20 protein-coding genes are annotated in these 21,724 nt (G+C 73.7%); 9 read left to right on the top strand and 11 right to left on the bottom strand.

Annotation, left to right across the window (positions count from 1 at the left end; translation table 11 throughout):
* Positions 1 to 88: 88 nt before the first annotated feature.
* The 4 genes from ET495_RS16865 to ET495_RS16850 all read right to left on the bottom strand — a co-directional run bounded on the left by ET495_RS16865 (position 89) and on the right by ET495_RS16850 (position 4,207).
* On the bottom strand, positions 89 to 1,216 hold the full coding sequence (locus tag ET495_RS16865; protein WP_162616522.1) for a substrate-binding domain-containing protein: 1,128 nt from the start codon (positions 1,214 to 1,216) through the stop codon (positions 89 to 91).
* A gap of 144 nt (positions 1,217 to 1,360) precedes the next feature.
* A complete protein-coding gene (kduI, locus tag ET495_RS16860) occupies positions 1,361 to 2,197 on the bottom strand; it encodes a 5-dehydro-4-deoxy-D-glucuronate isomerase (RefSeq protein WP_129205734.1) in 837 nt (278 codons plus the stop codon).
* Between the two features lie 43 nt (positions 2,198 to 2,240).
* Positions 2,241 to 3,053: a 2-dehydro-3-deoxy-D-gluconate 5-dehydrogenase KduD gene (gene kduD / locus ET495_RS16855; protein ID WP_281276143.1), complete on the bottom strand. Its 813-nt coding sequence runs from the start codon at positions 3,051 to 3,053 to the stop codon at positions 2,241 to 2,243.
* Positions 3,050 to 4,207 (bottom strand): glycoside hydrolase family 88 protein, encoded by a 1,158-nt coding sequence (locus tag ET495_RS16850; protein WP_129205733.1) that lies wholly within the window; start codon positions 4,205 to 4,207, stop codon positions 3,050 to 3,052. The genes kduD and ET495_RS16850 overlap by 4 nt, the downstream gene beginning before the upstream one ends.
* A 405-nt stretch (positions 4,208 to 4,612) precedes the next feature.
* On the opposite strand from ET495_RS16850, the gene ET495_RS16845 reads away from it, so the two are divergent.
* The 3 genes from ET495_RS16845 to ET495_RS16835 all read left to right on the top strand — a co-directional run bounded on the left by ET495_RS16845 (position 4,613) and on the right by ET495_RS16835 (position 6,991).
* Positions 4,613 to 5,389 carry a hypothetical protein gene (locus ET495_RS16845; RefSeq protein ID WP_129205732.1) on the top strand — a complete coding sequence of 259 codons (777 nt, stop codon included), beginning with the start codon at positions 4,613 to 4,615 and terminating at the stop codon, positions 5,387 to 5,389.
* Between the two features lie 158 nt (positions 5,390 to 5,547).
* Positions 5,548 to 6,546: a hypothetical protein gene (locus ET495_RS16840; protein ID WP_129205731.1), complete on the top strand. Its 999-nt coding sequence runs from the start codon at positions 5,548 to 5,550 to the stop codon at positions 6,544 to 6,546.
* Positions 6,547 to 6,625: 79 nt separating this feature from the next.
* The gene (locus ET495_RS16835; protein ID WP_129205730.1) at positions 6,626 to 6,991 is read left to right on the top strand and encodes a hypothetical protein; all 366 of its coding nucleotides are present in this window, start codon (positions 6,626 to 6,628) and stop codon (positions 6,989 to 6,991) included.
* Positions 6,992 to 7,005: 14 nt separating this feature from the next.
* Here ET495_RS16835 and ET495_RS16830 read toward each other — a convergent pair whose 3' ends face one another.
* From ET495_RS16830 to ET495_RS16815, 4 genes are all read right to left on the bottom strand, one after another.
* The gene (locus ET495_RS16830) at positions 7,006 to 7,179 is read right to left on the bottom strand and encodes a transposase (protein ID WP_170220592.1); all 174 of its coding nucleotides are present in this window, start codon (positions 7,177 to 7,179) and stop codon (positions 7,006 to 7,008) included.
* A gap of 218 nt (positions 7,180 to 7,397) precedes the next feature.
* The gene (locus ET495_RS16825; RefSeq protein ID WP_129205729.1) at positions 7,398 to 8,246 is read right to left on the bottom strand and encodes a MetQ/NlpA family ABC transporter substrate-binding protein; all 849 of its coding nucleotides are present in this window, start codon (positions 8,244 to 8,246) and stop codon (positions 7,398 to 7,400) included.
* Between the two features lie 54 nt (positions 8,247 to 8,300).
* Positions 8,301 to 8,978, bottom strand: coding sequence for a methionine ABC transporter permease (locus tag ET495_RS16820; RefSeq protein WP_129205728.1), 678 nt, complete (start codon positions 8,976 to 8,978; stop codon positions 8,301 to 8,303).
* Positions 8,975 to 9,991 (bottom strand): methionine ABC transporter ATP-binding protein, encoded by a 1,017-nt coding sequence (locus ET495_RS16815; protein ID WP_245993171.1) that lies wholly within the window; start codon positions 9,989 to 9,991, stop codon positions 8,975 to 8,977. Before ET495_RS16815 ends, ET495_RS16820 begins: the two co-directional genes overlap by 4 nt.
* 222 nt (positions 9,992 to 10,213) lie before the next feature.
* Between ET495_RS16815 and ET495_RS16810 the strand changes: the two genes are divergently transcribed.
* The 4 genes from ET495_RS16810 to ET495_RS16795 all read left to right on the top strand — a co-directional run bounded on the left by ET495_RS16810 (position 10,214) and on the right by ET495_RS16795 (position 14,451).
* The gene (locus ET495_RS16810) at positions 10,214 to 10,648 is read left to right on the top strand and encodes a winged helix-turn-helix domain-containing protein (RefSeq protein ID WP_129205726.1); all 435 of its coding nucleotides are present in this window, start codon (positions 10,214 to 10,216) and stop codon (positions 10,646 to 10,648) included.
* A 306-nt stretch (positions 10,649 to 10,954) separates the two neighbouring features.
* Entirely contained in the window at positions 10,955 to 12,481 is a 1,527-nt protein-coding gene (locus ET495_RS16805) for a M14 family zinc carboxypeptidase (RefSeq protein WP_129205725.1), read from the top strand.
* A 5-nt stretch (positions 12,482 to 12,486) separates the two neighbouring features.
* On the top strand, positions 12,487 to 13,314 hold the full coding sequence (locus ET495_RS16800; RefSeq protein ID WP_129205724.1) for a hypothetical protein: 828 nt from the start codon (positions 12,487 to 12,489) through the stop codon (positions 13,312 to 13,314).
* A 96-nt stretch (positions 13,315 to 13,410) separates the two neighbouring features.
* Entirely contained in the window at positions 13,411 to 14,451 is a 1,041-nt protein-coding gene (locus ET495_RS16795; protein ID WP_162616521.1) for a WxL protein peptidoglycan domain-containing protein, read from the top strand.
* 17 nt (positions 14,452 to 14,468) lie between these two features.
* Here ET495_RS16795 and ET495_RS16790 read toward each other — a convergent pair whose 3' ends face one another.
* From ET495_RS16790 to ET495_RS16785, 3 genes are all read right to left on the bottom strand, one after another.
* Entirely contained in the window at positions 14,469 to 16,988 is a 2,520-nt protein-coding gene (locus ET495_RS16790) for a DUF7507 domain-containing protein (RefSeq protein ID WP_162616520.1), read from the bottom strand.
* Positions 16,880 to 17,902 carry an L-type lectin family protein gene (locus ET495_RS17840; RefSeq protein ID WP_162616519.1) on the bottom strand — a complete coding sequence of 341 codons (1,023 nt, stop codon included), beginning with the start codon at positions 17,900 to 17,902 and terminating at the stop codon, positions 16,880 to 16,882. Before ET495_RS17840 ends, ET495_RS16790 begins: the two co-directional genes overlap by 109 nt.
* 794 nt (positions 17,903 to 18,696) lie before the next feature.
* A complete protein-coding gene (locus ET495_RS16785; protein WP_170220627.1) occupies positions 18,697 to 20,172 on the bottom strand; it encodes a phytoene desaturase family protein in 1,476 nt (491 codons plus the stop codon).
* 167 nt (positions 20,173 to 20,339) lie between these two features.
* Between ET495_RS16785 and ET495_RS16780 the strand changes: the two genes are divergently transcribed.
* Both ET495_RS16780 and ET495_RS16775 read left to right on the top strand, forming a co-directional pair.
* Positions 20,340 to 20,747: a hypothetical protein gene (locus ET495_RS16780; protein WP_129205720.1), complete on the top strand. Its 408-nt coding sequence runs from the start codon at positions 20,340 to 20,342 to the stop codon at positions 20,745 to 20,747.
* A complete protein-coding gene (locus tag ET495_RS16775; RefSeq protein ID WP_211340872.1) occupies positions 20,744 to 21,661 on the top strand; it encodes a hypothetical protein in 918 nt (305 codons plus the stop codon). The genes ET495_RS16780 and ET495_RS16775 overlap by 4 nt, the downstream gene beginning before the upstream one ends.
* Positions 21,662 to 21,724 lie beyond the last annotated feature (63 nt).

Below are 21,724 nucleotides of genomic sequence, written 5' to 3'. Positions count from 1 at the left end.
TCCTCCCTCGGTCCGTGCCGTCCGGCCGTTCGCTGCCCGCTCGCCGCCATGCGGGGAGCCACCGGATGCGGGCGTGCGTCGCGGACGCTCAGAGGATCGCTCCGGTCTCGTGACCGGCACCCGACTCGTCACGCAGCCCCATGCCCCGCAGGACCAGTGAGGGCGGCAGCGCGATGTGCCGGGGCAGCGCACCGGTGGGCGACGTGCGTGCGCGCTCGATCGCCAGGCGCAGGGCCAGGCGCCCGACCTCGTGCTTGGGCGGGGCGATCGCGTCGAGGGGCGGGTCTGCGAGCGCCGCGACCTCGTCGTCGTACGCGATGATCTCGAGCTCGCGCGGGATGTCGATGCCGCGCTCGCGGGCGCGCTGCGCCATGAGGATGGCCGCGACGTCGGGGTGGACGACGGCGCCCGTGACGCCGAGCTCGGCGCAGCGGTCGAGCACCTCGTCGATGCGTGTGCGCAGCTCGGGCGCGTACTCGGGCGCGGACGGGATCGCCATCCGTTCGGTGCGCGCGGGGTCGAACAGCTCGCGCCTGGCCTCGAAGCCGGCGTGCAGCCACGCGGAGGTCGCCGTGTCCTCGGCGCACACGAGCATGACCGCGCGGTGGCCCGCGCCGGCGAGCCGCCCGAAGGCCATGCGGGCGCCGTAGGCGTGGTCGGAGCGCACGGAGTCGAGCAGCGCGTACTCGTCGCCGCCGTCGCGTTCCATGAGCACGACGGGCAGCGGCAGGTCGCGCAGGAGGTCGTAGGTCGCGGCGTCGTCCCGGGCGACCTGCGCGGGCGTGGCGACGATCGCGTCCACGCCGCGCTGGACCAGGCGCTGGATCTGCGAGCGTTCCTCCGCCTGCGAGTAGCCCGAGACGGCGAGCACCACGCGCACGCGCGTCTGGGCTGCGGCGGCCTTCACGCCGTCGAGCACGCCGGCGTAGTAGTAGCGCGCCGACGGTACGAGGAGACCGATCGTGGTGGGCGTGCCCTCGGCGCCGGGGCGCCGCACCGGGCGCGGGCGGGGCGTGGGGGGCGTGGGTTGCCTCTGCCCGACGGCGATCGCGCCGCCGTGGATGCGGCGGGCCACGCCTCGCTCGACGAGCGTGTTGAGGTCACGCCGGATGCTGATGGGCGAGGTCGCCATCGCCCGCGCGAGCTCGGCGACGTTGACCTTGCCGGTGAGCCGCAGCTCGCGCTCGATGGCCGCTCGCCTCTCGGACGCGCGCACGTCACCACTCCCCTTCTCGCCGCGGCCTGCGTGCCGCGGACCTCGCTGTGACCGGGATGGGTGTCGTCCCGTCAAACTGATCGTCACCTGATCGTATGATGGTCGCAACCTGGCAGATGGCTCGACCTTCGCGCGGAGCGTGCGTCATCGCAGCGACGCGACCGGGAACCCGTCCATGTCGTCGAACGCCTGGTTCTCCCCCGCCATCGCCCACACGAACGCGTAGGCCGCCGTTCCCACGCCCGAGTGGACCGACCACCCCGGGGCGATCACGGCCTCGCGGTCTCCGACGACCAGATGCCGCGTCTCGCGCGGCTCGCCGCACAGGTGCAGCACGCGCGCGTCGTCGGGCACGTCGAAGTACAGGTAGCACTCGGTGCGGCGCGCGTGCGTGTGCGCCGGCATGGTGTTCCACATGCTGCCCGGGTGCAGCCGCGTGACCCCCAGGACGATCTGGCACGACCGCACCCCGCCCTCGTGGACGATCTGGTGCAGCGAGCGGCGGTTGGAGGTGAGCGGATCACCCAGCTCGAGCACCGTCCCGCCGCCCGGCGGCGTCAGCACCGTCGGACACGTGACGTGCGCGGGCGCCGAGAACAGGTAGAACGCGGGCGGCTCGGCCCCGTCGCCGGACCCACCCGCGAACAGCACCTCGCGCGCCCCCCGGCCCACGTACAGGCACGCGCCGTGCGCCAGGTCGTACACGTCGCCGTCGACCGTGACCACACCCGGACCGCCCACGTTGACGACGCCGAGCTCGCGACGCTCCAGGAAGAACGCGGCACGCAGCTCCGCCGGCGCCGGCAGCGCGAGCGGCTCGCCGACGGGCACGGCCCCACCGACGACGACGCGGTCGTGCTCGGTCCCGGTGAGCCGCACCTCCCCCGGCACGAACAGGTCCGCGACCAGGAACCTGTCGCGCACCTCCTGGCTGGTCGCGCCGAGAAGCTGCTCGGGGCTGGTCGCATGGCGTTGCTGCATGGTGCTCCGTCCGTCAGGGGTCTCACAGATGCGTGCCGCGCGCTCAGCGCACGAGCCACCCGCCGTCGACGGGCAGCACGACGCCGTGGACGTACGCCGCCGCAGGCGAGGCGAGGAAGACGACCGCGCCCTGCAGGTCGGCGGGCGTGCCCCAGCGCCCGGCCGGGATGCGCTCGGCGATCGAGCGCGAGCGGGCGGCGTCGGCGCGCAGCGGCGCGGTGTTGTCGGTCGCCAGATAGCCGGGCGCCACAGCGTTCACGTTGACCCCGCGGCCCGCCCACTCGTTGGCGAGCGCCTTCGTCAGCCCGGCGACCGCATGCTTGGCCGCGGTGTACGCGGGCACGCGGACGCCGCCCTGGAACGAGAGCATCGACGCGACCGTGATGATGCTGCCCGAGCCGCGCGCCAGCATGTGCCGGCCTGCCGCCTGGGTCAGGTGGAAGACCGCGTCGAGGTCGACCCGCAGCACCGCGGCCCAGTCTGCGGCCGCGTACTCGGCCGCCGGGGAGCGCCGGATCAGCCCGGCGTTGTTGACCAGGATGTCGACCGGCCCCAGGCCCCGCGACGTCGCCTCGACCGCGGCCGCGAGGTCCGCCGGCGTCGCGGTGGCCAGGTCGGCGCGCAGCTCCAGGCAGCGCCGCCCGGTGGCGCGCACGAGGTCCGCCGTCCGCGAGGCGTCGCTGCGGTCGAGCAGCGCGACGTCGGCACCGGCCTGCGCGAGCGCGACCGCGATGCCCTGGCCCAGCCCGCGCGAGGTGCCCGTGACGAGCGCGACACGCCCGTCGAGCCGGAAGCGGTCGAGAACGCCCGGCGCACCGTGGCCCGCGCCGGGGCCCACCGTCCCCTGGCCGCTCACCAGTACCGCTCCCACTCGGGGTCGACGTGCCGCACGAGCGCCTCGAGGTAGAAGTAGTCGCCCCACAGGCTGCCCTCGTCGACGCCCAGGTTGCCCGGCACGCTGTACACCGAGTGCAGCAGCAGCGCGTCCGAGCGGACGCCGTCGGCAGCGGGCGTGTACCCCTTCGCCAGGGAGCGCAGCATGTCGCGCGCCGCGGCCGCGTAGCACTCCCCGCGGGCCGGGGCCACGAGCCGGGCGAGCTCGTGCAGCCCGCACGCGGCGACCGCCGCCGCCGAGCTGTCGCGCGGCTCGTCGCCCGAGGTGAAGGTGAGGTCCCAGTAGGGCACGCCGTCCCCCGGAAGGTGTTCCAGGTAGTAGCGGGCGCAGCGTTCGGCAGCGCGCAGCAGGCGCACGTCACCCGTCGCCTGGAAGTTCAGTGCGAACCCGTAGATGCCCCACGCCTGCCCGCGCGCCCAGCACGAGCCGTCATGAGCACCCTGTGCCGTCGACCCACCCATGGGCTCGCCGGTGACCGGGTCCCAGGTGAACGTGTGGAACGTCGAGTCGTCGGGGCGCACGATCTGCCGCGCGAGCTGCACGCTGTGCCGCGCCACCGCCTCGGCGTAGCGCGGGTCACCCGTCTGCCGGCCCGCCCAGGTCAGCAGCGGCATGTTCATGAGGCTGTCGATGATGGTGCGCCCGCGCTGGGCAGGGTCGGCCAGGTTGCCCCACGCCTGGACGATGCCCGCCGGCTCCAGGAACCGTGTCATGAGGTGCTCGGCCGCGGCGACCGCCGCCCGCCACGCGTCCTGGTCGCCCGTCAGCCGCCACGGGGCCACGCACGCGAGCGAGTACAGGAACCCCAGGTCGTGCGTACCGACGTCCTCGGTCAGCTCGATCCGGCGCGCGAAGTCGGCCACGTGCGACAGGCCCGCGGACCGGAAGACGGCGTCGCCCGTCAGCTCGTAGGCCAGCCACTGCATGCCGGGCCAGAAGCTCGTGGTCCACCCGTAGTTGCCCCCCTCCGCGAACCCGGGCACCGACGGGCGCGTCAGGTAGCGGCCGCCCGTCGTCGTGTCGTCCGGGTAGAGCGAGCCGAACGCGGCGAGGTTGGACCGCAGCGTGGCCACGGCAGCCTCGACGGCGGGGGCGAACTCGGTGACGAGCCTCATCGATCCTCCTTCGGACGGGTGCGCCTGGCGGCGTGCTCGGTCGCGGCCAGGCGCCCAGCACACCGGAGAGGTGATCGGATCGTCCAGGCAAAGCGATCAGACGATCACCCCTGGCGCCGCCCTCATGTCGCGCCACCTTTTCCGAATGGCCACGAATAGCAGGATCGCGCGCCGGGGAATCACCGGGGACCTCCCGCCGGCTGCGGTCGGCACGATGCGTCGACCCTGTTTCGAAAATGGGTCTGACGTCGGCATAGATCCGTCGGTGTGAGCCTTCACACCATCGACGCATTTCCGGGCGTCATTCTTTGTCGCATTGTCGGTCGAGGCACGACCAGCGAACACCGCATATGCCGATCGCTATTCTCAAAACGTCGTCTCCGTGCAGCAGAAGAAGCCAGGAACATGCGCATCACCCCCTACGTCACCACGATCGCCCGCGCCGTCACCGGCGGGGCCGTCGTCCTCGCGGTCACGGCAGGCGCCCTCGCCTCCACCGGCGCCCGGACGCAGGCCCGCTACGAGGCCGCGATGCACGTCCACGCCGCCGAGGTGGCTCGCCTCGACACCGACGACGCCGCCCTGCGCGCCGCGGTCGCCGAGGCGCGCCGGCTGCTCGCCGACACCGACGGAACCGTCGCCTACAGCCCCACGCGCACGACGCTCGCCGCCGCGATCGCCCAGGCCGAGAGGGCCGACGACGCGGCCGCCGAGAGCCAGGCAGCGCGGCCCGGTCGCTCGCTCGAGACGGCGGAGGCGGCGATCCGTGCGGTGCAGCGTGCGCGCACCGCGCAGCGGGACGCGGGCAAGGAGCTGTCGATGGCCGTCACGATGGTCGGCGACTCGCACGCGACGTTCGTCCTCGACCAGGCGGTCGCGCGCGCGGCCGACGCGAGGACCGCGCTCGACGCCGCGGTCGGCGAGGGCGAGCGGACCCTCGCCGACACCGCGGGGCGGGTCCCGGACGACGCCGTCCGGCAGGACTTGCGCGACGCCCTCGCCGTCGCGGCGGCACTGCCCGCCACACCCCGCGACGAGTCCGTCGCCGGGTTCGACGAGACCGCCGCGCAGCACGCCGCCGTGCAGGCCGACGTCGTCGCCCGGACGGCCGCGGCGCGGCGCGCCGCGAGCGGCGAAGCCGGGGCGGGACACGGCGATACGGCGCCTGCCGACCGAGCGTGACGCGTCGCGAACGCCCAGGAGTCGCCGGGCGGGCGCCAGTTCGTGCCAACGGTGAGCCACGGGCGACCGGCGCGGCGAGACTTGGCGCAACCAAGACCGCCCCACCGAGCCGTTCTCGCTGACCGGAGCACCTCCACCAGCCCGAAAGACGCCCCGTCATGAACGCCACTCCCGCGACCGACATCGTTGCCCTTCAGCCGTACGAGCCAGCCACCCCCGATGCCGTGCACGCGGGCAGCACCCTCACCCGCGCGGTCCTGGCCGGCGTGCTCGTGATCGTCCTGAGCGTTGGCGGGACGCTCGGCTACCGCATCTGGGACAACGAGCGGAAGGCCGACGCCGCCATGCGGGAGGCGAACGTGCTGGCCGCCCAGGAGGATCTCGCCGACGAGAAGCTCGCGGCCGAGATCGCCACCGCGACCGCACTGCTGGAGACGTACAGGGGCGTCGTCGCGGACCCCGGCACCCTCACCTCGCTCCGCCGCGCCGTCGACACCGCGAGCAAGAAGCTCGATGCGTCCACGACCATCGCGACCGACGCCATGACGCTCCACACCGCCCTCAAGATCATCGCCGTCAACCAGTCCGTGCTCGACGACGACGCGCTCGCCCTCGACGGGCTGCGGGCCGCCCAGGAGGTCGCGACCGCCTCGCACGCACAGTTCGTCCTCGACGACGCCACCCGGAAGGCGGACGACGCCACACGCGCGCTGAACGCCTCGACCCTCGGCGGCGAGCAGCTGTTCGCCGCCACCGAGGGGCAGGTCGACGACGACGCCGTCCGCCAGGGGCTGCGCAGCGCGCTCGACGCGGCCGCACCCGTCGCCGCCGCGGTGCCCGAGCGCACCGTCGCGGCCCAGGAGGCTCAGGCTCAGGCCGCCGCCGGCGCGAAGACCTCGGTCGACGGCGCAGTGGCCGCCGTGAACGACGCCGTCCAGGCGCACTCCGCGCGTCTCGCCGCCGAGCAGCAGGCCGCCGAGGAGGCAGCACGACAGGCCGCCGCGCAGGCCGCGGCCGACGCCGCCCTCCGGCAGACCGCCGGGTCCACCGGGACACCCGGGACACCCGGGACGCCCGGGACGCCCGGGACCGTACCGCCCGACACCACGCATCCGTGGGTCAACCCGAACTGTCGCCTGGGGTGCGTCATGCCCTAGCCGCGGAAGGCGGGCCGGGTCACCGGGGACAGGGCCCGCCTCTCGCATCTCCACCACCGCCCACGAAGGACGACACGCCATGAACGTCACGCCGACCGCCCACGCCGCGACCCCGCCACAGCCTTCCGGGCCACGCGGTCCTGCCGAGCTCGCCGCCCCCGCGTACCCCGCCCCGGACGGCCACGCGCTCGACACCCTCGAGAAGGCCGAGCGCGCCCTGTGCGAGCTCGTGCGCGAGCGCAACACCTGGGCCCGGCAGATGGCCGACCTGCGCGACGAGCTCGACGCCGCGCTGACCGACGCGGCCACCCAGCGCGAGCGGGCCGTGGCCGCAGAAGGCCGGTACGAGGCGCTCGCCCTGTGCTCCGAGACCGGCACCGGCGGCCGGTGCGTCTGCACCTGGGCGAACGCGGACGGGACGAGGCTGCCCGGACCGCACGCCTAAAGCCTGTCGAACAACTACCCGCAGCGGTCGAACCGGCGCAGGAGTAGCCGGATCTGGGACAGCCGGTCCTCGGGCACGTCCCGCCACGGGCAACCCGTGCGGAGCCGGAACCGGATCCCGTCGACCTGCCGGCGCAGAACCCTTGCCTTGCGGCCGCGCGCCCTGACCGACAGCAACGGCTCGAGCACCGCCCACGCCTCATCACTCAGATCATGTCGACCAGCCGCACCACGCACGACCCCGCATCCCGGCGAAACCGCAGGTCACAACGCAATTCCAAAAGAGGCCCTAGCCCCGTCGGCCGCCGTCGCGTCGACCTGCCCGGCGGCGTGGGCTCGCCCAGCCCCGGCGCGCGAACGGCGGGACCCGGCACGAGCCAGGTCCCGCCGTCACATCCGCCGCCGTCTCAGAACGCCGGGACGACCTCGCCGTCCGGCCAGCGCTCCTCGATGAAGGCGCGCACCTCGTCGGAGTGCAGGAGCTTGTCGAGCGTGACGATCTCCGGCCGGGTCTTGTCCTGCGCGCGCACCGCGAGGAAGTTGGCGTACGGGTTGTCCTCGCCCGACTCGATGAACAGCGAGTCCTTGACCGGGTTGAGGCCGGCTTCGAGCGCGTAGTTGCCGTTGATGATCGCCAGGTCGACGTCCTGCAGCGCGCGCACCAGGGACTCCGGCGCCGTCTCGATGAACTCGAAGTCCTTGGGGTTCTCGGCGATGTCGAGCAGGGTCGGGTCCTTGTCGCCGGTGTCGGCGAGCGTGATCAGGCCCTGCTGCTCCAGCAGCTCCAGCGCGCGGGCCTGGTTGCCCGGGTCGTTGGTGATGCCGAACTGGGCCCCGTCGGGCACCTCGTCGATGCTGTCCCACTGCTGCGAGTAGGCGGCGTACGGCTCGATGTGGATGCCGTCGAAGTGGTCGAAGTCGTAGCCGTGCTCGCTGACCTGCGAGGTGTAGTAGGGCAGGTGCTGGAAGAAGTTCGCGTCCAGGTCGCCCTCGTCGAGCGCGGTGTTCGGCAGCACGTAGTCGTCGTAGGTGACGATCTCCAGGTTCAGCCCGGCGGCCTGCGCCAGGTTGTCCTGCACGAACTCCAGGATCTCCGCGTGCGGGGTCGGGCTGGCGCCGATCCGCAGGGTGGTGACCTTCTCGCCGGCGGGCGAGCTCGCGCCTGCCGCGGCCGGCTCGTCGGCCGAGCCGCCGCACGCGGCGAGCGCGAGTGCTGCGGCGGCGGCGAGGGCGGCGGGGCCCACGATTCGTCTCATCGGTGTCTCCTTGGTTGGGGATGGGTACACAGGTCTAGGGGGGGTGGCGGCGCGTCAGCGGTGGTCGACCACGCGGGCGACGGCGTCGCCCAGGGCCTGGACGGCGACCACGAGCACGGCCAGGACGACGACGCAGGCGGCCATGACCACGTTGTCGAACCGCTGGTAGCCGTAGGAGATCGCCAGCGCACCCAGCCCGCCGGCGCCGATCACGCCCGCCATGGCCGAGTACCCCAGCAGGGCGATGACGGTGACGGTGAAGGACGAGACGAGCGCCGGGAGCGCCTCGCGCAGCAGCACGTGCACGGTGACGCTGGCCTGTGATGCGCCCATGACCTGCGCCGCCTCGACCTTGCCCACGGGGATGTCCCTCAGGGCGGTCTCGACCAGGCGCGCGTAGAACGGCACCGCGCCGACCGTCAGCGGCACCACGGCGGCCTCCCACTGCAGGGTCGTGCCGACCACCCACCGGGTCAGCGGGAGCAGCGCGATCATGAGGATGAGGAACGGCATCGAGCGCACCACGTTGGCCACGAGCCCGACCACGGCGTTGACCGGGCGGTTCGGCGACGTGCCGCCGCTCGCCGTCGCGTAGAGCATGACGCCGAGCGGCAGGCCCAGCAGCAGGGTCAGCCCCGCCGCGACGCCGACCATCTGCAACGTCTCGACCGTGGCCTCGGGCAGCATCTGCCGGATGACCCGGTGGGTCGTCAGCACCTCCCACCAGCTCATCGCTCGCCCTCCCCCGCCGCGGTCGGGACGAGCCCGATCTCCCGGAGCCGTTCCTCGACGACGGCGACCCGGTCGGCACGCACGTCGAGCTGGAGGCGGCCGACCTGCCGCCCCGCGATCGTCTCGATGGTCCCGGCCGCGACCTCGACGGCGGCGCCCAGGTCCGCCACGGCGCGCAGCACGTGCGCCGTCGGCGTCCGCTCGGTGCTGAACCCGACGTCCAGCAGCGCACGCTCGCCGCCGACGGGCAGGTCGGGCACGGGGATGAGGGCGCGCGCCAGCCGGGTGCCCGGACGCCCCGCCGCCTCGGCGACGGGGCCGTGCTCGGCGACCAGGCCGCCGTCGAGCAGGGTGACGGTGTCGCAGACCTGGCGCACCACGCTCATCTCGTGCGTGATCACGAGGACGGAGATACCCAGCCGGTCGCGCAGGTCGCGGATGAGGGACAGGATCTGGCGGGTCGTCGCCCCGTCCAGGGCCGAGGTCGGCTCGTCGCACAGCAGCACGGCGGGCTGGACCGCGAGCGCCCTGGCGATGCCGACGCGCTGCCGCTGACCGCCCGAGAGCTGCGCCGGGTGGGCGTCGGCCCGGTCGGCGAGGCCGACCAGGTCGAGCAGCTCGAGCGCCCGTGCGGCGCGCTCGCGGCGGCCGACGCCGGCGATCTGCAGCGGGTAGGCGACGTTCCCGGCGATCGTCCTCGAGTCGAGCAGGTTGACGTGCTGGAACACCAGCCCGATGCGACGCCGGGCAGAGCGGAGCTGCCGTTCGCCGAGCGCGGTCAGCTCGACGCCGTCGACCTCGATGGTGCCGGCCGTGGGCCGCTCCAGCAGTGTCAGGCACCGGATCAGGGTCGACTTGCCGGCGCCGGAGCGCCCGACGACGCCGTGGATCTCCCCGGCGCGGACCGTGAGGTCGATCCCGGCGAGCGCGGTCACGGCACGCTCACCGGACCCGTACACCTTGCGCAGACCGGCGATACGCACTCGCGCCGTGTCGGTCGGGAGCGGGGGCAACGGGACTCCTTCGAGGTTGGGGCGGCTGGCCGACAGGGGCCGACAGGGGCCGACAGATGCCGACAAGGTCGGTGGGGTCGGCATGGGAACCGACTGGAGGGACGCCGTGCATCGAAGCACGGTCCCGCACGCTCTTTGGGCGCCCCCACAGGTTGTCTCACCGGTTGGGACAGACTTGGCTCACAGAACCGGACGGCAATCGTTTCAGTAGCGTCCGGCGGCATGGTGACCGCCCCTCCTGAGCCTCGACCGCACGACCGTCCCGGCCGCGACGTGGTCACCGTGCTGCCCGGGGCACGCGAGGTGCGCCGCGGCGACGCCGTCGTGCCGCTGACCCGCATGGAGCACGACCTGTGGGTGTTCCTGCTGGTCAAACGGGATGTCGTCCACACGCGCGAGGCGATCCTGCGGGCCGTGTGGGGCTGGGCGAGTCCCGACGCGTCGCGCACGGTCGACACCCACGTCGCCCGCCTGCGCCGCAAGCTGGGCCCCGCGGGCGCGGCGATCACGACCGTGCACCGGGTCGGCTACCTCCTGCGCAGCACCGATCTGCGTCTCATCGAAGGCTCAGGGTGGACACAAGTGTTTCCTAGGTGTGTCCCACCGGGCTCCACCCCTTCAGTTCCGGGCGCGCCCATGGCTACGGTCACGCCATGACCTGGCAGCCCCGCGGAACGGACGGGTCCGCGCCGCACGGCGCGGACGCGGCCACCGCTCTGCCGGTCTCGCTGCGCGCGTGTTGTCGCTGACCACGCCGTGACCTCGCCGCCCGGAACCGGGCGGCCACGGATCACCAGCCCCCGCAGCCGGCGGGCAGCAGACGCCGTGCGCCCCCTCCGGCCCACGCACGCGCCGTCTGCCCGGAACACCCCACGCGGCGAGACCGCGCGAGCGCTCCGGGCCGCCCGGCACGCCCGATCCGGACGCACGACCCCCGGACACACCACAGAGAGGCACACCTTCATGTCGCACCATCGCACCACCCCGGAGGGCCTGACCGGCCTGCCGGACGGCAGGCCCCCGTCGCGCCGTCGCCCCCTCACCCGAGCCGGGATCGCGACCGCCGTCGCGGGTCTCGTCGTCGGCGGCCTCGTCGCACCGGCCCGCGCGGCCGGGTCCGACGACGTCGTCGTCGTGACCGTGCAGGCCGGGCAGTCCGGCGACGCGGGCCTGCGGGACGCGATCGCCGGGCTCGACGTCCTCGACGCCAACGGCTCGCAGGCCAACCTGCTCGGCGACGCCGCGACGGTCGAGGACCTCGAGGCCGCCGGCGTCGACGTCGTCCGCACGCGGGCCTACGGCGACGTCATCGGCTCGGCACCCCAGCCGCGCGCCCTGCGCGCAGCCCCGGCGCAGTCCCTGTACCCGGTCCCCGAGCGCATCGCGGGCAACCAGTACGAGACGTTCTTCGGCGGGTACCGCACCGTCTCGGCGCACGAGCAGTTCCTGCGCGACGTCGCCGCGGCCTACCCCGAGCTCGTCGAGCTGGTCGACTACGGCGACTCGTGGCTCAAGACCCAAGGCCGCGGCGGGCACGACCTGGTCGCGCTGCGCATCACCGAGGGCGCGGACCACGACGGCCGCTGGGAGACCAACGACAACGGCAAGCCGCGGTTCTTCCTCACCGCCCAGGCGCACGCCCGCGAGATCCTCACCTCGGAGATCGCCTGGCGCTACATCGTGTCGCTGCTCGACAACTACGGCAAGGACCCGCAGGTCACCCAGCTCCTGCAGTCCACCGAGATCTGGGTCCAGACGCAGAACAACCCCGACGGCATCGACCTCGTCGAGGACGCCCTGGACGACCCCGACCTGCGCCTGACGGCGGCCGGTGACGGCAACCCCGTCAACCAGTCGAAGGCGTGGCAGCGCAAGAACCTCGACGACTCCGACTACGTGCAGACCAGCACCAGCTGGTCCAGCTCGCAGCCGGGCATCGACCTGAACCGCAACTTCGCGACCGACTGGGGCGGCGCGTCGACGTCGGCGACCCCGAGCTCGCAGACCTACCGGGGCACGGCCCCCTTCTCCGAGCCGGAGGCGGCCGCCGAGGCCACGCTGCTCACCACGCTCTTCGGCACGTACGAGACCGGCACCACGACCGCCGCCCCGGACGACCGCCGCGGCACGTTCCTCAACCTGCACACGTCCGGCGGCCTGGCGATCTACCCGTACGCCTACGACTACCAGGCGAACGTGCCGAACCTCGAACAGGTCAAGACGCTCGGGTTCCGCCAGACGTACTTCAGCGGGCAGAACACCGGCAAGGCCGGCGAGATCCTCTACAACAACGCCGGCAACGACATCGACTGGATCTACGACCAGCTCGGCATCCCGGCGTACACGTGGGAGCTCGGCTCGAGCGCCGAGGGCGGGTTCTTCTCGTCCTACAGCCGCGTCCCGGCGTTCTGGGCGCAGACGGAGCGGGCGATCTACTACCTCGCCGAGGCGGCCGGGTCGCCGTACACCTCCCCCTGGGCCCGTCGGTGACCGACGTGAGCGTGGCCTACACCGGCGACGGCTCGGTGTCCGTCGCCGGCGTGGCCAGCGACGACACGCTGGGCAACCACCCCGCGGCCGCGTCCCGGCGCCCCGCGACCCACGAGGTCACGGACGTCCAGGTGGTCGTCGGGGACACCCCGGCGAGCGCCGCTCCCCGGTCGGTGCCGCTGACGTCGTCGGGCGTGACGGCGTCCTTCGCCGGCTCGGTCGCGCCGAGCGCCGACGTGCACCAGCGCCAGGAGGTCCACGTGCGGGCCAAGAGCTCGGCCGGCTGGGGGCCGTGGCAGACGCGCTGGCTGGACCCGCTCGCCGCCGGCCCCGGCGCCGGGCACGAGCTCGTCGTGGCCGACGTCCAGCCCGGCGTGCTCGCGCTCGAGGTCCCGGACACGGCCACCGTGCCGCTGTCGCAGGTCACCCTGACCGGCGCCGACCAGATCGCCTCCGGTGACCTCGTCCCGGTGTCGGTGTCCGACGGGCGCGGCACGTCCGCAGGCTGGGTGCTCGCGGGCGAGACGTCCGACTTCGGCTCCTCCTCCGGTGGCCGCATCCTGGCCGCCAACCTCGGCTGGGAGCCGACCGCCGCGGTCAGCACCTCCGGTCTGGGCCTGGTCACCGCCGACGACGAGGCGCCGTCCGTGGCCGCCGGACCGCGCATCGCGCCCGCGGCCGACGGCGGGCTCAGCGTGCCGCAGACGCTCGCGGCGGCGCCCCTGGGCGCCTCGGCGGGGCAGTTCGGCGCCGGCGGCCGCCTCGACCTCGGCATCCCCGGCACCGCCCGCGCGGGCGTCTACACCGGGGTGCTCACGCTCACCCTGATCTGATCCCACCCTGATCTGATCCCGCCGCACCTGCCCGGTGCGGGGCTGCCCCTGCGGGCGGCCCCGCACCGGGCGATGCCCGTCCCTGCGAGGCTCACCATGCACGGTCCTCAGACCGCCTCCCGCGCCCTCCTTGCCCTGGCCGCCCTGGGCGTCGTGGCCGTCGCCCTCCTCGGGACGGCCACCGCGGCGACCGCGGTGCCGACGAGCGCGACACACACCGAGGACGCCGACACCCTCCGCTGGGGCGTGTCCCCCGCGCCGGCCGGCAGCGGCACGGCCCGCTCCGCGTTCGACCTCGTGCTCGAACCGGGGCAGTCGGTGACCGACACCGTCTCCATCTCGAACCTGTCCGCGCACGACGTCACCCTCGACGTGTACGCCGCCGACGCCGCGATCACCGCCGGCGGCGACTTCACCGTCGCCGCCCGGGACGAGCCGCGACGCGACGTCGGCGCGTGGATCGGGTTCGACGCGCCCGTCGTGACCGTCCCCGCCGGCAAGCGCGTCGACCTGCCGTTCCGGGTCACGGTGCCGCCCGACGTCACGCCCGGCGACCACGGCGGCGGCATCGTGACGTCCGTACACGCGGGCGACGCCGCGACCGACGCCTCGAGCGTCCGGCTCGACCTGCGCGTCGGTGCGCGAGTGGTCGTCTCCGTTCCCGGACCCGTGACGGCCGGCCTCGCCCTGACCGACGTGACGACCACGTACCGCCCCGCCGCGGCCGGGTTCGGGCTCGGCAGGCTGACGGTCGCCTACCGGCTCACCAACACCGGAAACCTCGCGCAGTCCGCCACCACCACGGTCGACGCCGCGGGCCTGGGCGGCCTGTGGCACTCCCGCGCGCACACCGCCGACGTGCCCGCGCTCCTGCCCGGGCAGAGCGTGCGCCTCACCGAGACCTTCGACGACGCGCCGCCCGTCGTCCGCGCGTCCGCACACCTCGACGTCCGGCCGCAGGCATCCGACGGGTACGTCCCGTCGGACCCGCTCACCGGCGAGGCGTCGTCCTGGGCCGCGCCCTGGGTGGGGGCGGGCGTGATCGCTCTCGTCGCCGCGGCAGCGTGGCGGCCGGCGCGGTCGATCGCGCGCCGGTTGCGCCGGACACCTGCGGGCGATCCGACCCCAGAGGAGTAGCCGGGTCGCGGGTCGCGTCAGCAGCTGAGCCCGGGCCCCCTGCGTGCGTCGTGCCGTCTGCGGGCGACGACCGCGCTCGGGCAGGCCACCATCATGCCGACGGCGAGCAGCGCGAGCGGTGCCAGCACCGAACCGGCCGGCTCGGAGCCCTGCCCGCCGGTGTGGACCGATGCGCCGCGGCCACTGGGCGTTGCGCGAGAGACCACGAGCGATGCCGTGGCCAGCGAGGTCGCCTGAGCCGCGGTCGGCGAGGTCGTCCGAGGCGGCAGCGGGGCCGGCAACGGCGGCAGGTGCACGGGAGTCTCGACGGTGTCCGCACTGGTGACAGGATCACCGGCGCCTGCGGGCGGCACCCCGGTCGCCGTCACCGTGTTGCGAACCCGCGACGCGCGGGCGTCCTCCTCGGAGACGGTGTGCGTTCCGGTCGCCGTGCAGACCACCGACTCGCCCGGAGCCAGGACACCCGCACACGCCGCATCGACCAGACCCAGCATCCCGTCCGAGACCGTCACCGGAGCCAATGTCACATTGCCCGTGTTCGTCACCTCGAACGAGTAGCTGACGCGGTTGCCCACGGTGGCCACACCCAGACCGTTCCCCCCGGACAGTGCCGCCCGCTTGACCACCGTCAACCCCGTCACCGGCCCGCGAGTCTCGACGACCGCCGTACTGGTGACCGGCTCAGGATCCGGCACGTCCGCACGCGTGGAGACACCCGTCGCCGTCGCCGTGTTCGTCACCCGGCCCGCGACCAGATCACCCTCCGTGACCGTGTGAGCCCTCCCGCCGGCACACCTCGCCGACGCCCCCGGAGCCAGCACCTCCGCACACCGCAACCTCACCAGCCCCAGACCAGGATCGTCGACCACCACCGGAGCCAGGCTGATCGTGCCCGTGTTCGTCACATCGAACTCATACCGGACCACCTCGCCCACATCACCGATCTGGTCAGGCCCGTCGACCACCGCGGACTTCACCAACACCAGACCCGTCGTCGCATCGGCCACCTCCGACGACACCACGCCCAAGGCCTCAACCGGCGCCAGACCCGACCCCTCGGGCGGCACACCCGTCGCCGTCACCGTGTTGACCAACGGCGCCCCCAGATCAGCCTCCGTCACCGTGCGAGACCCGGTCGCCGCACAGACCACCGACTCGTCCGGAGCCAGAACACCCGCACACGCCGCATCGACCAGACCCAGCATCCCGTCCGAGACCGTCACCGGAGCCAACGTCACATTGCCCGTGTTCGTCACCTCGAACGAGTAACTGACCACGTCCCCCGCATCAGTCACCCCGCTCCTGTTCACATCAGCAACGGACGCCCGCTTCACCACGGCCAGCGCCGGCACCGGCGCGCGAGTCTCGACGACCGCCGTACTGGTGACCGGCTCAGGATCCGGCACGTCCGCACGCGTGGAGACACCCGTCGCCGTCGCCGTGTTCGTCACCCGGCCCGCGACCAGATCACCCTCCGTGACCGTGTGAGCCCTCCCGCCGGCACACCTCGCCGACGCCCCCGGAGCCAGCACCTCCGCACACCGCAACCTCACCAGCCCCAGACCAGGATCGTCGACCACCACCGGAGCCAGGCTGATCGTGCCCGTGTTCGTCACATCGAACTCATACCGGACCACCTCGCCCACATCACCGATCTGGTCAGGCCCGTCGACCACCGCGGACTTCACCAACACCAGACCCGTCGTCGCATCGGCCACCTCCGACGACACCACGCCCAAGGCCTCAACCGGCGCCAGACCCGACCCCTCGGGCGGCACACCCGTCGCCGTCACCGTGTTGACCAACGGCGCCCCCAGATCAGCCTCCGTCACCGTGCGAGACCCGGTCGCCGCACAGACCACCGACTCGTCCGGAGCCAGAACACCCGCACACGCCGCATCGACCAGACCCAGCATCCCGTCCGAGACCGTCACCGGAGCCAACGTCACATTGCCCGTGTTCGTCACCTCGAACGAGTAACTGACCACGTCCCCCGCATCAGTCACCCCGCTCCTGTTCACATCAGCAACGGACGCCCGCTTCACCACGGCCAGCGCCGGCACCGGCGCGACCACGCGCACGGTCGCGGTCGAGACGTCCGACGTGACGGGACCGCCACCGAGGTCGGACGTCCCCGCCGCGGAGGCCGCGTTCACGAACGTGCCGCTCGGGTTCGTGGCTTCAGACGCAGTCAGCGTGTGCGTGCCGGTGCAGGTGATGCTGGCACCGGGCCTCTCCTGGGCCGCCAGACGGGTCGACGGGCACACGAGGTCGTCGATGAGCGGGTCCGAGACGACCAGGTCGTTGACGGCTTCCTCGCCGAAGTTCGACACGACGATCGTGTACGGGATCTTGTCGCCCTCGGCGTATCCCCCAGGGCGGAACAGCGGGCTCGCGTTGTCCTCGGCCTTCACCAAGGTCAGGCCGGTCAGCGGGTTGACCGTGCCGATCGCGAGGTTGCGCACCAGGTGGACGTCGCCCGCGTTGCCCGTCGAGGACACGAGGCCGAACTTGTACGTGGCCGGCAGGTCTTGCACCCTCGCGGACAGGGCCGTGTGCCACGGCCCCCCTCGGCGAACTGGAGCTGGACCGTGATGATCGCCGACCCGTCGGGGTCCGCGGGCGAGATCTCGACGTCGACCTTCCGCGCCGCCTTGGCGGCGAAGAGATCGTGGTCCGCGGGGTCGGCCGAGTTGCCCAGTGCCGGGTCCCACGGCTCGCGCAGGCTCCCCGACGACAGCTGGTTGACCGCGAGCAGGCAGTAGCCCTGGGTCCACTTCCCGTTCGAGTCCTGCCACCCGGGGCCGCGTAGCGCGACCGAGTCCCGGAGCGTCGAGCTCCCGCTCAGCCCGGGGTTCTGCCCCGCCGCCGCACAACCGGCGCCGAGCGCACCAGACGCACGGGGGTAGTTGCCCCACGCGTCCAGCCCGAGACCGAGGAACCCGCCGGCCACACCGGGCCCGTTGCCCGACTGCGCGTATCCGAGAGAGCCTCCCGTCTGACCGGTCTCGGTGAGCGTGAAGTTGCCGTCCGTCAGGATGAAGCTGATGCCGTCGGCCCCCCAGCTGCGGAACGTGCCCTCGGGCGCGTCACGTGTCCCGTTGACGAAGCCGCCGTACTGGGCCTGCTCGAAACGCGCGTGCAGGCCGGCGGTTGCGGGGAGCGCCTGGTTGAACAGCACGCCTCCTGCGCGGGCCGCCGACGAGCCGGCGCCGTTGCCGTTGTTGTTCATGTTGCCGCCGCTGGCGTCGGTCAGCTGAAGCCACCCGCCGCCACCACCGCCGGTGCCCTGGGACGGAACGGGGCCGACCCGGAAGCCGTCACAGTTGCTGAGGTTCGACTGCCCGGTCGGCGGGACGGACCCTGCCGACGCACCCGTCAGGCATGCGCTGCCCAAGCCGATGAACTTGGGGTCCTCGACCGAGGAGCCCGCGAATCTCTCGAGAATCATGGCCGAGCCGCCTGCCGACGGATCCGCGAGGGCGTCGATCACGCCCAGCGGACCAACGGCCAGCGCAGCGACCAGAGCGCCGACCGTCAACGCCGCTCGGCCACACCTCAAGCCCTCTCGGTCTCGGCTCGACATGTCCCCATCTCCCTATGTCACGTCACGATGCCGGCGGCGTGTTCCCACTTCTGCCGGGGCACGTCACCCCGGGACGGCACCACACCGCGATCCCCTTGGCGCGCACATCGGCCCCAGTGACCGGCGCGCGCACGGAATCCTCGCAGCAGCGCTCGGGCTGCCTCTCGGGAACGCGGGAGCCAGCGGCCCGGCACGGCACAGCCGCACGAGGCGCGTTTGCATCGGGTGACCTGCGGGAACACCGAGAACGCGTCCGCGCTCACGCGCGTCCCGCCACCGCCCTTCCCCCGTCCGGCGCGTCGGCGTGCGGGCCTGAGGCCGCACGGGCGTCAGGGATGTCACGCCTGGTCGGGCCAGTCGCAGGCGGGTCTGTGCGGCCGCCGGGCGTGCCGGCGAACCGGCGCGCTGGTCGCTGTGACGAAGCGCAGGCGGCCGAGGGCGCGAGCGAGGTCGTATCGAGCCACGCGGCCGTCGTTCGCGGCCAGGCGGATCGGGAGGTCGGCGGGTTGCAGGCGAGCGTCCTCGCCTGGGCCGGCCCGGCACGTCGAACGGCAGCCAGACCCTCCCGGGCACGCCGGGCCGGAGGCCGCACGCGGTCGAGGCCCGCTCGGCGAGAGGCGACGTGGCGTACCTGGCACCGGGCGCCTGGCGCTCACCGGTCAGAGCGCGGCGACCCGCACCCCGAACACCTCGCGCAGCGCCCGCCTGGCCGCGTGGAATCCCGGCATCCCGTGCACGCCCGGGCCGGGCGGTGTCGACGCCGAGCACAGGTAGACCCCGCCCGCCGCGCGGTAGGGGTTCGCCCGCAGGGCCGGGCGGGCGATCATCTGCCACATCGTCACGGCACCGGCGGCGATGTCGCCGCCGACGTAGTTCTGGTTGTGGTCCGCCATCTGCGCGGCCGGGACGCACCGCGCAGCCACGACGACGTCGCGGAACCCGGGCGCGAAGCGCTCGATCTGGGCGGTCACGGCCTCCGTGACGTCGACGTCGGAGCCGGCGGGAACGTGCGCGTACGTCCACAGGGGCCGCAGGCCGTTCACCTCCCGCCCCGGATCGACCACCGACGGGTCGCTGACCAGCATCATCGGCCGCGCGGCATGCCGTCCGGCGGCGACCTCGGCCTCGGCCTCGGCCATTTCCTCACGCGTCCCGCCCACATGCACGGTGCCCGCCTGCGCGATCGCCCCGACGCCCTCGGGATCGGCCCAGGGCACCGGGCCGTCCAGCACGAAGTCGACCTTGGCGGCCGCGTCGCCATACCGGAGCCGTCGCAGCGCCGCACGCGCGGCTGCGGGGACCTCGTCGCCGAGGACGTCGAGGAGCGTGCGCGGCGTCGTGTCGAACAGGTACGCCCGGGCCATGGGGAGATCGGCCCGCGACCGCACCCGGACCCCGGTGACGACGTCGCCGCCGTGGGCGCGCAAGTCGCGCACGAGCGCGTCGGCGATGGCCTGGGAGCCGCCGCGCGGGATGGCCCAGCCGGAACCGGCGTGCGCGAGGGACGCCAGGAGCAGCGCGGTCCCGGCCCCGGCGAGCGAAGGAAGCGGCGTGATCGAGTGCGCGGCGACGCCGGTCAGCAGCGCGGCGGCGCCGGGCGTCCGCCAGCGCCTGCCCCAGGCGGGGGTGCCCTGTTCGAGCACACCCAGCCCGAACCGCGCGGCACCGAGCAACGCCCCGGGCGAACCCAGCCCGGGCGGTATCGACCGCTTGTCACCCATCCCGACGGCGGTCACGGCCTCCCACTGCGTCGACGCCACCCCGACGAGCGACCTCCAGGCATCGCCGTCGGCGCCCAGTCCCTCGACCGTCCGCGCAAGCGACCGGTACGCGGCCGCAGGCGACCGGCCGTCGAGCGGCTGCGCGTACGAGACCTCCGGGGTGAGCAGGGTGACGCCGTGCGCGGCGAGGTCGAACGCGCGGAAGAACGGCGACGCCCACGCCATCGGGTGCACCGCCGAGCACACGTCGTGCACGACGCCCGGCGCGAGCCCGAGATCGAGAGTGCGCGCCCCGCCGCCGACCGTGTCCTGCGCCTCGAGCACCGTCACGCGCACTCCGGCACGCGCGAGCGTCACGGCCGCGGCGAGGCCACCGGGCCCCGAGCCGACGACGACGGCGTCCTCCACGTCCAGCTCCCTCGCTCCCGGGTGGCCGCACGGGCGTCGCGCCGTGAGCCGCTGCACCGAGACTAGAGGATCCGCCCAGCGGTGGGCCGCCGCCACCAGGACGGACCAGGACCGCCGGACCCCGGCGGTGGGCGCGGCTGCTAGATTGCCTGCGTCCCAATGATGGAGACCAGATGCGTTCGCTCGATGCGCGGCAACGTCGCCGCGCCAGGTACGTCACCTACGGCATGCTCGCCGTGCTCGCTGTCGCGGCCGTCGCGAACCTTGAGCTGTGGCCCCTCACGTCGTTCCGGCTGTTCAGCGACGTGCGCACGGGGACGGGCGCCACGTACCAGCTCGTCGCGGTGGCCCCCGACGGCACCCGCACCGTCGTCCCCACGAACCGCCAGCTGGTCGCGAAGCTGGCCCGGGCCGCCCCCGACGCCGTCGCCGCCCAGGTCGACGCGTGGCTCGACGACGCGGGCATCGCGCCCGACGCCGTCGACGTCGTCGCGCTGGAACGCTACACATGGGAGCTCGACCCCGAGACGCTGACCGCCCATGAGACGAGCCGCGACGTCGTGCTGGAGGTCGAACCGTGAGGGCCGGAGCGCGCGGGCCGCTCGCCGATCTGAAGCGCCGCCTCGACGGTGCGCTCGTCGCCCCGGGCGAGGCACGCACCGCGCGTTGGGTGCACGCGGGCGTCGCCGCCGTCGTCGGCTGGCGCCTCGCGGCGCGCGACTGGACCGTGCTCGCAGACCGGGCGCCCGACCTGCGGACGCACACCAACCTGCTGGGCTGGGTCCCGGACCTGCCCGCGGCGGGACTCGTCGCGGTCCAGGTGGTCGGGGTGCTGGCCGCCGCGGCCGCCGTGGCGCGGTGGCGGCCACGGCTCGCCTTCACCGTCGCGTGGGCGTGCTACCTGGTGCTGTGCGGGCTGTGGTCGAGTTCCGGCAAGGTCATGCACAACGACGTGCTCACCGTGTGGGTGGGAGCCGTGTGGCTCTTCGCCGGTCCGCCTGGCCGCGGAGTGCCACCGGCCGAACGGGCGGTGCGCTGGGGGTGGCCGCCCCGCGCGAGCCTCGCCGTGCTGGGCGGCATCTACTTCCTCACGGGCTTCCAGAAGCTCGTCCACAGCGGGCCGCACTGGGCCTACTCCGACAACATGCGCTGGGTGCTGCTGGAGGGCGCGCACTCCTCGCCCTTCGGGGCGGCGTTCCCGCAGGCCATCGCGAACCTGCCGGTGGTTCCGCAGCTGCTCGCGAGCGGCGCGCTGCTGCTCGAGCTGGCCTCCCCGTTCCTGCTGTACGGACGGTGGACGCGGGCGCCGTTCGCGCTGGCCGTCGCGGCGATGCACACCAGCATCTGGGCCTGCCTGGGGCTGGACTACTCGGCGTGGGTGCTCACCGCGGCCGCCGTGGCGCTGCCCACGGGCCTCGCGCCATGGGTGGCCCTGCGGACGAGTCGCGCGGGCGGCCGCCTCGCACGGCCGACGAGTCCACCACGCCCGGCGTGACAGCCCCGAGGCTCGGCTGCTGCCTCTACCGTGCGCGGAGCAGGCCGGCGGCCGGCCCGGCCT

The sequence above is a fragment of the Xylanimonas allomyrinae genome, from assembly GCF_004135345.1.
In the GTDB taxonomy this organism is placed as follows: Bacteria; Actinomycetota; Actinomycetes; order Actinomycetales; family Cellulomonadaceae; genus Xylanimonas; species Xylanimonas allomyrinae.
Note: the sequence above shows the minus strand (reverse complement) of the source record. Positions and strands in the feature narration are given on the sequence as shown.

Excerpts from the sequence above, each read along its gene's own strand:
- kduI (WP_129205734.1), bottom strand. The coding sequence starts at position 2,197 with ATGCAGCAACGCCATGCGACCAGCCCCGAGCAGCTTCTCGGCGCGACC.
- ET495_RS16850 (WP_129205733.1), bottom strand. The coding sequence starts at position 4,207 with ATGAGGCTCGTCACCGAGTTCGCCCCCGCCGTCGAGGCTGCCGTGGCC.
- ET495_RS16845 (WP_129205732.1), top strand. The coding sequence starts at position 4,613 with ATGCGCATCACCCCCTACGTCACCACGATCGCCCGCGCCGTCACCGGC.
- ET495_RS16840 (WP_129205731.1), top strand. The coding sequence starts at position 5,548 with ATGAACGCCACTCCCGCGACCGACATCGTTGCCCTTCAGCCGTACGAG.
- ET495_RS16835 (WP_129205730.1), top strand. The coding sequence starts at position 6,626 with ATGAACGTCACGCCGACCGCCCACGCCGCGACCCCGCCACAGCCTTCC.
- ET495_RS16825 (WP_129205729.1), bottom strand. The coding sequence starts at position 8,246 with ATGAGACGAATCGTGGGCCCCGCCGCCCTCGCCGCCGCCGCAGCACTC.
- ET495_RS16820 (WP_129205728.1), bottom strand. The coding sequence starts at position 8,978 with ATGAGCTGGTGGGAGGTGCTGACGACCCACCGGGTCATCCGGCAGATG.
- ET495_RS16810 (WP_129205726.1), top strand. The coding sequence starts at position 10,214 with ATGGTGACCGCCCCTCCTGAGCCTCGACCGCACGACCGTCCCGGCCGC.
- ET495_RS16805 (WP_129205725.1), top strand. The coding sequence starts at position 10,955 with ATGTCGCACCATCGCACCACCCCGGAGGGCCTGACCGGCCTGCCGGAC.
- ET495_RS16795 (WP_162616521.1), top strand. The coding sequence starts at position 13,411 with ATGCACGGTCCTCAGACCGCCTCCCGCGCCCTCCTTGCCCTGGCCGCC.
- ET495_RS17840 (WP_162616519.1), bottom strand. The coding sequence starts at position 17,902 with ATGATTCTCGAGAGATTCGCGGGCTCCTCGGTCGAGGACCCCAAGTTC.
- ET495_RS16780 (WP_129205720.1), top strand. The coding sequence starts at position 20,340 with ATGCGTTCGCTCGATGCGCGGCAACGTCGCCGCGCCAGGTACGTCACC.